Annotated in this window: 4 protein-coding genes; all 4 read left to right on the top strand. The window is 44.8% G+C overall.

The features are described from left to right. The first annotated feature begins 172 nt into the window (after positions 1–172). Positions 173–529, top strand: a complete 357-nt coding sequence (locus OE749_RS16880) for a winged helix-turn-helix transcriptional regulator (protein WP_263713660.1) — start codon at positions 173–175, stop codon at positions 527–529. A 302-nt stretch (positions 530–831) separates the two neighbouring features. Then, entirely contained in the window at positions 832–9,126 is an 8,295-nt protein-coding gene (locus OE749_RS16885) for an FG-GAP-like repeat-containing protein (RefSeq protein WP_263713661.1), read from the top strand. A gap of 71 nt (positions 9,127–9,197) precedes the next feature. Further along, positions 9,198–11,081 carry a HEAT repeat domain-containing protein gene (locus OE749_RS16890; RefSeq protein ID WP_263713662.1) on the top strand — a complete coding sequence of 628 codons (1,884 nt, stop codon included), beginning with the start codon at positions 9,198–9,200 and terminating at the stop codon, positions 11,079–11,081. Between the two features lie 185 nt (positions 11,082–11,266). After that, positions 11,267–11,596, top strand: a complete 330-nt coding sequence (locus tag OE749_RS16895; protein WP_263713663.1) for a zinc ribbon domain-containing protein YjdM — start codon at positions 11,267–11,269, stop codon at positions 11,594–11,596. The last annotated feature ends 67 nt before the right edge of the window (positions 11,597–11,663 follow it).

The raw sequence follows: 11,663 nt of genomic DNA on the forward strand, positions 1-11,663 counted from the left end.
GTACGCATACGAGATTATTATGGTGTTCATTTTTTGCGTATAAGCGATTGAAGATTCACTTTTTTATTGAAATTTGTGCAATATTTGATTAACTACGGTTGTTTTGCGCAGGATTGCTACCATTAACTCCCCTTATTCAAAATGATAAAAACACAATCAGGAGGTGTATTTGATGTCATTACCCGATTTTTACCCACCGAAATATGTAGACAATCTGTCTGATTGTCATCCGTGCTCTATAGAACGTGCTATGCGTTTAATTGGCGGAAAATGGAAAGGCTCTATTCTATGGCATTTGCGCGAAGGACCCGTGCGTTTTAATGAGCTAACCCGAATGTTGCGAGGCGTGAGCAAAAAGGTGGTGGATCAGCGATTAAAAGAGCTGGAAAAAACTGGAATGGTCAAACGTACCGTTATCTGCGAACGCCCTATGAAGGTGTCTTATGAGCTCACCGATTTTGGTATGTCAGCGCTTGGCGTGCTAGAGCAACTGCGAAGTTGGTCAGAAGACATGGTGCAAGATATATAACCAGCCTTAATTGATTTTCTGTCTCTTTGGTGATTTAACCCACCAGAGAGACTTGAGTGACCTTTTTAAGTCTTTGATTGTGATTTATATAAACTAGTATAAATTCAACAACTTGTTAAAAATTTATCAACATTTTTGTTTACTTTCCCTTCTTCTGAGAAAAAAATTCCACATATTTCGTAAAAGTTAGAATTAAAGTGCCGTTTGTTTAAAAAATAAGCAAAGAATTCTATTGTTGTGCTGCTATACTTCGCGACCGAATTTTAAGATGTCTTAATCGTTTTCATTGGAAGTATGCTGTCATGAATATAACCCTTAGGACTTTAGCTGCCTTTTTACTGTTCGCTGCTCACTCTGTTGCAGCAACAAATGCACCTAACTGGAGTCAACATTGGAGCGAGTTAGAGCTGGATGCGACTGCTGATTTCAGCACGCTCTCGGTTGGCGATGTTGACGGCGACGGAGATACAGACTATGTTGCAGGCAATAGCGCGCTTTACTGGTATGAAAACGACGGTTCAGGCAGTTTCACCAGACATCTTATTAATAGTTCAGGCGGTACATCCTTACAATCCATCATTGTGGATGTAGATGGTGTAAACGGGAATGACATTCTTGTTTCAGATTATAGTCAAGATGCTGTTTACTGGATGCAGAATGATGGTAGTCAGAACTTTACTCGCATCGCATTGCCCACCGATGTCTCCTCTCCGCGTTTAGCGGCGGGTATGATTGCAACCGATTTAGACGGCGATACAGATATTGATGTAGCCGTTGTACGTCAAAATGGCAACGACGCAGTGTATTGGTATGAGAACGACGGAGCCGGTGGCTTTGTTCAGCGTACTGCATTTGCGTTTGGCGAGGGGCAAAGTGCGTTTGGGTTGGCCGTTGGCAGAGTCGACGCTGACGTTTATCCCGATCTTATCGTTGGCCAGTACACAGAAGATACAAGTGGCACGATTTACCCTAACGTGTTTTGGTTCAAGAATAACGGTGATGGCACATTTGATACTACCGTGCAGGCAATCAATTCGGGGGCAACAGATTCAGTTGTTTATTGGTTAGATGCTGATGACATAAATGGTGACGGTTTTGCAGATATTGCCGTCGCATCTCGAAATTCTGAAAATGTCATTTTGTATCAAAATGACGGTGCAGGAAACTTCACACCTAATACGGTTGCAAACATTGGTGCGGGTGGGGCGAGTACGCACATTATTGATTATGACGCCGATGGTGATAAAGATCTTCTCGTTACAACGACATCGAGAGTTATTCTGTATGAAAATAATGGCTCTTCAATATTCACTGAACTGGAGCTAAGCAACACAGGTAATAACTTCCGCTTCGTTTATGCTGCAAATTTCGATGGTGTGGGCAGCCAAGAACTCATTGTTGTAGATTCTGCAGATAACCGCGTAGTGCAATTCAAGCAAGAGACATCGGTATCCGTGGCCGAGAATACTGCGACGGTAGGCACGTTTGCTGCTAATGATCTGGATTCCGACACGCTAACCTATTCAATTACAGGTGGTGCGGATGCGGCACGATTTACCATTGCTTCAGGCACAGGATTGCTCAGCTTTGTTAGCGCGCCTGACTTTGAAAATCCGAATGACGCAAACACAGATAATATATACCACGTTGTTGTTTCGGTGGCCGATGGCACTCACACCGTGCCGCTTTCAATAAATGTATCTGTGACTGATTTGGCGAATACACCTGTTATTTCGGGTACGCCAACTACGTCAATTGGTGAAGGGAGTAATTATAGCTTTACGCCTACGGTGTTGGACGATGAAGGCACATTGACGTTTACTATTACTAATCAACCTGCTTGGGCGTCGTTTAATACGTCTACTGGCCAGTTGTCTGGCACGCCAACGAGTGCAAATATCGGCAGTTACAGCAATATCGGTATTAGCGTATCTGATGGCACGCAGACAGTGTCTCTCCCTGCGTTTAGTATTTCCGTTTTTGATGTTGCTAGCCCACCTGTTATTGCAGGAAGCCCAGACACCCAAGTGAATCAAAACAGCGAATACTATTTCAAGCCAACTGCTTACGATACAGATGGTGACAATCTCACATTCTCTATTTCAAACAAACCTGAATGGGCAACGTTCAGTGCTAGCGGCGCACTGTCAGGTGTGCCCGCTCAGCAAGACGTAGGTACTCACCAGAATATTGTTATCAGAGTCAGTGATGGTACGTATACGCAATCATTACCAGCCTTCAATATTGAGGTGATTGATGTCGATGACGCGCCTTATTCAACAGATCCAGTGATCGCTGATGCCCAAAGTGAAGATAACGTTGATCCTGTCACTTTTACAGCGGGTGACATGTTAGCAAACATCGTCGATCTTGACGGTGATGAATTTGAGATTGTGACAGCAGTGTATGAAGGAACGTACGGAAAGCTCTTTTTAAACAATCAGAATCAATGGGTATACCAGTACCATCATCATATTCCAGAAGAGGATTTATTTGAGTCGGGTAGTGGTGACCAAACACCGACAGATGAAGAAGCAATTGATGAAGACAATGACAGTTCTATTGACGATCTATTGCCTGATGGTGCGCAGGACAATGGCTCAGGTGAGCAACAGGCTCCACTAGACCTAGTTGAGTCTTTAAATGACGGTGAAGTCGCCACTGAAGTTCTGGAAATCAAGGTAAAATCGTTAAATCCTGAGACCACCGAGTTGGCTACTCAGCTGATTCAGTTCGAAGTAGTAGGTAAAAATGATGCGCCTTCTTTAAGTTCACCCGAGTTGAATGAATCGGTGGGGGCAAGTGAAATTACTTATAAACTTAACCAGCGTGAAGTTGTTCCGCTTGGATTAGTTGATGTAGATAGTAATGCGCAACTCACTTATACCTTTACGTCGGGAGATGGCGACGTGTTTATGGTGTCAGACGAGCGTGCTCTGATGTTTAAACAAGCGGTGTCGATGGCAGACATCAGAGATGGGCAAGCGAAGACGCAATATACCTTTACCCTTACGGTTTCAGATGGCCAAGCACAACTTGAACGCAATTTTGTGGTGTCGTTACTCAATGCGGGAGATATCGACAACGACGGTGCGTTAGATGACACAGAAAGAAATGCAGGAACCGATCCTTTCGACAACCGAAGCTATCCAGACAAAGACAACGATGGTGTCTCTGATGAGCTTGAGCTGGAACAAAATACCGATCCTGCTAATGGGCAATCTTATTTAGATAGCGACTCAGATGGTGTACCTGACTACATTGAGCAGTTAGAGGGCACGGATACATTTGCTGAGTTGAGTTACCTAGACACCGATAATGACGGCGCTGCGGATTACTTGGAATTGCGAGCAGGGACTTCTGTCACCAATGCTGCCAGCTTTGTCGATTCGGATGGAGATGGCGTAGCTGATTCGCTAGAACGCATTCAGCTTACCGACCCGAATGACCGCTTAAGCTTTAAAGATACGGATGGCGATGGGGTTCCAGACCGTCAGGAAATACTATTAGGCACAAGCCCTGAAGATGAAGAAGATGCAATTGATTCAGATGGCGATGGCGTATCAGATTATCAAGAATTGCAAGTAGGCTCTGATCCAAACGATGCGTCAAGTGTGTTCATTGATTCTGATAACGATGGCATGCTGGATAAAGACGAAAAGCGTAACGGTACTGACCCACTTGATCCACTTAGCTTTGTAGACAGCGATGGTGACGGGGTGTCAGATGCACTGGAAATCGCGCAAGGTACAAACCCGAACGACATTAGCAGTTACAAAGACGCTGACGAAGACAGAGTTCCTAACTATCGTGAAGAATGGTTCGATGAAACCGATGCGTTTTCTGCTTCAAGTTACAAAGATACTGACGGCGATGGCGTTGCTGACTTTGTTGAACAACTGGAACAAACAGACGCAAATGATGCGAATTCCTTCAAGGATTCAGACGGCGACACAGTACCTGACTATGTTGAGATTCTAAGAGGTACGGATCCTAACGATGCCAGCGACAGAGATTCTGATCGCGATGGCGTGACGGATATCCAAGAACAACAAGATGGTACTGACCCGTTAGATATCAACAGCTTCTTAGATTCAGATGGCGATCACGTTCCTGATGCAGTGGAAGTGTTCCAACGAACTAATCCGTTTGATGCAACAGACTTCATTGATACCGATGGTGATGGCATGTCTGACGCCGAAGAGTTGCGTAGCAATACAAATCCTGACGACAACAATAGTTTCGTCGACTCAGACGGTGACCGTGTATCAGATCGTGAAGAGTTACTTGTTGGCACGAACCCGCAAGACAAATTCAGCTTTATCGACAGTGATGGCGACGGTATGCCCGACAGCTATGAATTACGTTTCGATTTAGATGCGTCTATTTCATCTGGCGACGATGACAGTGATGAAGATGGATTGTCAGATTACGAGGAATACCTCAAAGGGACTGATCCTACGCTGGATTCTGTTGCGCCTGATTTATTCATAGATTCGATCGTTGAGGTGCAGGCAACGCGCTTTATCACTCCTGTGAATGAATTTGACTTACTAGACTATTACGCGGTTGATGCGGTAGACGGCGACGTTGAATTAACCTTTTCGAAGCTGTCATTTGCTTCAGGTCAGCATGATGTAACTGTATTTGCGATTGATAATGAACAGAACGAAACATCTAAGGTTGTGACGTTTAATGTATCACCAGCGATAGATATCGTTGCAACAAACGCAATGGTTGCTGAAGCGCAGCAAGCAAGCTTCATGATTAAGCCTTTAGGAACGCTCCCTCACAGTGACATGTCGGTGCCGTTAGAAGTCGATGTGATATACGAAGATGGTTCAATAGACACCCTAACAGAGCTTAGCGTTTCGTTAACGCAATCCAATCCGCAGGCCGTATGGCAGGTAGCAGATGCCATTGAGGAGATTGAAAACAGTCAACCCGTTAGCGCTGTGATTATGCGTAGTCCGCTAAGCGCAGTTACATCTCGTCAAGCAGTAACGGTCGAGGTGACAAAGAGCAATCTAGCACCAACAGCTCATATCAAACTGTATCAAAATGAGAAAGAAACAACTGTTGCGACGCTCTTTGATGGGCTGGTTACAGTGAAAGTGAGTGTTGAAGATCTCAATATTGAAGACACCCACAACATAGAGTGGATTACACCGTTTGACGTGACACTAGACAATGCTACAACCGAATTCAACGTTGACCCAACGATAGTGGGTGAAGGGCGTTTTCCTATCAGCGTAAAGGTTACTGATTCAGGTGAGCAACCGCTATCTGTAGAGATTAACCAAGTCCTTGTGGTCAGCGATGAATTTGCTGCGCTAACCGACAAAGACAGCGATCAGGATGGACTGACAGACCTTGAAGAAGGGTACAAGGATACAGATGGCGATGGGATCTTCGATTTAATGGATAATGCGTTTACGCCAAGATCGCTGATTACCATTTACGATGGTACTGGCACCCATATACAGCAGACGATAAGCACGATGTCAGACATGCTTTTGAGCGCGGGTAACTTGTCGTTGCTCAGTGTGAATAGCCCCAGTCTTAACGTGGCTGTTGAAGAGCAGTCCCTTGATGTGCTGAATGTAATCTTTAAATCTGAGCCGTCGCACCCGCAGTTGCACCCGCAGAACGTGAGTGATGAAGCATCGGTTAATCGCGTGTTGATTCAAATGAAAGAAGCACAATTGCAGACGGTGACAGCGAAAGACGAATTTATTTACTTTCTAACGGCGAGCACCAGCGGCGCTACGGCAAAAAGTGTTACTGGGAAAATCGCGAATACATCAATCAAGTCTGTGACTTTGAGTGATTTAACCGATAAGCAGCGTTGGTCAGCGTTTGTTTCCTCAGAGGATAATTTTGTGCTATTCGCTGAGTCGAATGACGGCGTGTGTCCGCCTATTGATAGCACTGTCTATCAAAGCGTTTACGAAGAAGGCTTTGATTGTGTCAACTTCACCCTGAAAGAGGGCGGAAAGTATGACATTGATGGCAGACAAAACCAAAGTACAGAGATAGCGGTGTATTTTGGTACTCAGTTAAACGAACCCGTGGTAATTGAGCCACAACAACCTGAAACACCAACAACAGACGGCTCTTCTCAAAAAAGTGGTGGCAGTCTAGCGTGGATGTTAATGGTGTTATTGGCAATGGCGACAATGAGAGGTGGGATGATCAAGTCTAGTTCTATTAAGGGCAAGCGTATTGCTCTGTATCTATCGAGTGTACTGGCGGTGTTTTCGCTTGGCTTCACAACTCATGTGTCTGCCATAAGTGTGATACCGCAGGTGACATCAAAAACGTCCGACGCATCAGTAACACGTGCGAAATTCAAATCATCTGTGACAACTGGCGAAACGTTTCCCGTTGCCTTTGTGTTACGTAGCCCTCAGCAGTATAAAGATTTATCAATTACACTAGAGGCGCGCGCTAACCATACGGGTGAGGTGCATGTAATTGACACCTTAGACGCCAGCGCCGTGTCTTATGTGACTAACTTGCGCAGTTATGATGCGTCTATACCTAGCGATGCGACGAGCGGACGATACACACTATATGCCCGCTTCGATCAAAATATAGAAGATGATCAAGGCGAAATTGTTGAAATGCTTGCGCCTGTCAAGGTGGGTGAAATCGACGTGGTGCAGGCCAATTTGCCTAACATAAAGCTGTTGTCAGTTGTTGCAGAGAATAGAAGTTTTACGCTGAATCAACGCCCTGTAGACGCTGCTGAATTCAACTACGAAGAGCCTGAGATTTTCGCTAATGTGACCTTGGCATCAGAGTTTCTTGCAACGAGCGATACCGTAAATATCGCGGCAACATTGGTGGTACCTGATGTAGGCGAGTTCCCGCTTAACATGACGTCTACCATTCTAGAGCGTCAAGCTGAAGAGGGTGAAACCAGTGTCAATCCTGAAGGAACAATATACGAATATGTGAAGTCTGACCGATTCGCAATGGTGCCAGAGTGCGATGAAATAGAAGGCGAGCAAATTTGTGAGACGATCGGTGAAAATGCGGAAGCAGATGTGCAACTGGATTTACGTGTTACAGAAGCTGCGTATGATGCTTTATTGGCACTCGGAAAAGACACAAAAGCAACGTTACGTATCACAGCAGACCCAGAATTTAACATTGCGGAATGGGACAACCTTAAGCAAGACAATGTGATGGAAGTGCCTGTTATCTATCTTGTTTCTTCAGAGGACGAGCAAGAGGGTGACACAAAGTCAAACAAGGCATTACAAAGTCGTAGTAAGCCGTCGTTTGATGCTTACGCCTCACGCAACTCTGACTACAGAGAGATGTTCGTCAAAGCTTACAAAAAATCGAGTGGTTCGAAAGGCAAAGCACGCATCGAGTTTAAAGTTGAAGGTAAGGCTGGCGGCGAATATGGCAATGCGAATATTCCCAAGTATCTCAAGGTGACCGCGTATGGATGGGCGAAAGCGTGGGTAAAAGGAAAAGGCTGGACCTTCGTGAAAGTCAGATCTGATATTAAAGGTCAGGATGGCAAGCGAAGCTACTTTGATTTTTATGTTGATGTACTGAATAAGCGAATCTGGGACAAACGCTACACGATGCCTGATGATTACAAAGGCTGGAACGAATTGTTCAGTTCGTACGATGACGATGAAGGTGAAGAGGAATATCGTAAATACAAAGATGTCGGTAAAACCAAAAAATTCCGCAAATGGGGTGTGAAAATCAAAGGCTTCTTTGGTGTTCGTGGCGTGTTAGGCCTGTACGCAAGATCCTATGCCAACGTTTATGACAATGTTACCGTGAAAGGGCGTGCAGGTCCCTATGCAAAGTTACAAGCAGTGGTTGACGCAAGCGGAAAATTTGGACCAGTCAAAGTTGGTACATCAGGTAGTTTAGATTTAATTCATTTGCGTCCAACGTTGTCGCTTTCAGGGATTATTATTCCAGGCGACATGGCATCGGCAACGGCATCCCTTGACATGGTTACCCGATATTTGGATGGCCGAGTTAAAATTTACGGCAAGATAAAATGGGTAGGGAAAAAGTCTTGGACGGTGTTTAAATGGAGTGGTTATCGCACCTCTAAGAATTTGTGGGTGAAACGTAAATGGCATGGTTGGGTGACCAAAGCGACTGTGCCGAATACGAAAAAACTCAAAGCCACGTATCGCATGCATACTCGCAACAAATCGCGACGTGACGGCCGCTATGCCTTGCTTGTTAAAGGTAAAATAGATAGCGACGGCGATATGTACATCTATGCCAAATGCCCAATTAGGTCTGGTTTGTCAGCTGAAGATGTGTTGGCGGGTGTGAGTAAGTCAAAACGTGAAAAAGCGATTAAAAACCTATTCAAAAAATATGGCATATTTGAAGCTATTAAACACATGTTTAAGCCTTCTATAAATAACAGTTGGATCAAAACTGTCGGGTTAAAAGGCGAAGACTACACGTGGTCTAAAAAGGTTAAAGGCAGCAAAATCAACAAACACTATGTTTTACCTCACAAAGAATGCGGCAGCCCTTATGTTGGCGTAAACTTTGATGGCGGAAGTTCGAAGAAGAACCTGACTTTAGAGGTTAAATAAACATGTGTATTCAGTGTCGTTGGCTTTACTTGTCAGCGGCACTGAATAACATGGCACAAATGGGGTGATGAATGCGTAATTATGTCTTAAGTGGGTTGGTTGTATGTGCGCTACTATTGGCTGGGTATTTCCTGTTTTTGCCATCATCGCATCTTGATACGCAACACGTTGATTCACACTCCTCACCCATAAGCTCGTCTACAGATACCGCCGATATTGGGGCTACACTCAAGTACCGCTTTGACGAGGGAGTCCGGCTGTCCTATGACCTACATTACCAAGTATCAGGGGTGATAGATTTAGCTGCATTAACCTCTTCAAACGATGATGTGAATCAACAGGCCTATACTTACGATGCCAAAGCACGGATTGATTTTGCCTTCCAGTCAGATAGCCAGCAAGGTTGGAAAGTGCTTGGATTCGTCAGTGAGCCAGATGTAATGCAAAACGGGCAGCAGTTATTGAGTACCAGTCATAAGCCCGCGCCATTTGCGTTCGACATGTCTGAAAATGGTGTACTGACCAACCTAACCGTAAACGATGAGCTGACAGGCGACTTAGCCTCTGTCGTGCTTGAGCATTTTCAGGTGTTATATCCGACAGCCTCGAAAGCACAATGGAAGACCCGCGAGCGAGATTCGGTGGGCCGTTATCATGCTAACTACCAGCTTCAAGGCTCCTTACTTACAAAACAAAAAAGTCAGTACATTGATTACAGTGACGAGATGACAGCAATGTCGTGGGAAGGCGCCAATATTAATGTAAAAGTGAATCACTTTACGTCGTCTTATACATTAAGCGCAGAGCATGGTTGGCTGGATGCAATGTCAACAGAAGGGCAAGTTGAAACCTACATTGATGGCGTTTTGAGTGATTCCGCGCTTATTCGTTTAACCGCAAAAGCCACCACTACACCTGATGAGTTGGTGTTTGTGCAGCCGACTCAACAAAGAGCAGTAGATGCACGCTCTGCTATGGCGAAATACTATCAAACTGACCCAGAGTTGAATGCTATGGCAGAGGGCTTGGATAGTAGCGGTGCGATAGAAAAATACACCACTTTGTTTGACAACCCAGAAACAGAGTCGCTAGCAATGAAGTTTATAATCAATTATCTCCGTTTGCACCCTGATGCTGCCTTTGTATTTGTTGACTTGCTAGATCAGCAGGGGTTTGTATCTCATGACGTTTCATTGCGACTTTGGTATGCCTTGTCTGAAGCGGGGCACCGAGAAGCGCAACAGGCATTGGCAAATGTTATTACCCGTGACAACTACCGCTCGGCGACGAAAAATCGTGCGTTGTCTGTTATACATGATTTTGAATACCCTACGGATGAATTGGTTGATGCGACGTGGCAAGCAACGCAGCAACTTGATGCTGATAGTCAACGAGAGCGCTCTCTCGGGACAATGGCCATTCTAGCAACAGGCTCTTTGGGCGATCCTGTTAAACGCAATCCTGCACAAGTTGATAAGGTCGCATCACTTCTGCGAAATGATTTGTACAACACCGATAACACCGAGCGTCAGCAAAACATTATTGCAGCAATGGGAAACGCGGCCAACCCTAGCTTTGTTAAAGACGCGACTGCATTTTTAGAAAGCGATGACAACGATGTGAGAGAAGAAAGTTTACTTACCTTGTTAAAGTTACCTACTCAGGCCGCTCAGCAAGCGTTTTATGATGGATTTAACAACGAGTTGTCTGAACAAGTAAAATACAACGCCTTAAGAGCATTATCTTCACGAGACTCGGATGATATGGCCACTTGGGCAGCGTCTAAGGTAGTGTCTGAAAAAAACAGCTATCACCGCGTATTATACATTGAATATCTTGGGCGGACGCTTGAACAGTCCTCGCAAAATGAAGACACGTTGAGGGCATTGCTGGAACGTGATGACCTTACAACTGACGAAAAAAGTGCAATATATCGCTATATTTCACCCGATTGAGAAAGTGGGTTTGTAGGATATTCGTCACTAGTAGCGCGTGTATGACGAACCACACTATTCAGCACGGTAATGCGTGTGCAAGCTAAATATATTCCAAAAGACGAAACGGCAGTTTGCATCTTTAATGGATTCTCGTACACTCCGCATTTTTATTATCACGACACCCATATTACCAAGGAATTAAAATGAGCTTACCCCCATGTCCACAATGCAACTCTGAATACACCTATGAAGATCAAAGTATGTATGTTTGCCCTGAGTGCGGGCACGAATGGTCTGACAACGATGTATCAGACGACGCTGAAACGATTCGAGACTCAGTTGGAAATGTATTGCAAGATGGTGACTCGGTTACAGTTATCAAAGACTTAAAGGTAAAAGGATCGTCGTTGGTAGTGAAGGTGGGCACGAAAGTGAAAAATATTCGTCTGGTAGACGGAGACCACGACATTGATTGTAAAATCGATGGCATTGGGGCGATGAAATTAAAGTCTGAATTCGTGAAAAAAGCGTAATTCCGCGATTAGAACCATTGGTAACTGCGACCACGAGGTCGTTGTTACCTAGCCCACTCTGATAAGC

Origin of the sequence: Fluctibacter corallii (assembly GCF_025751585.1) — a bacterium.
GTDB lineage: Bacteria > Pseudomonadota > Gammaproteobacteria > Enterobacterales > Alteromonadaceae > Fluctibacter_A > Fluctibacter_A corallii.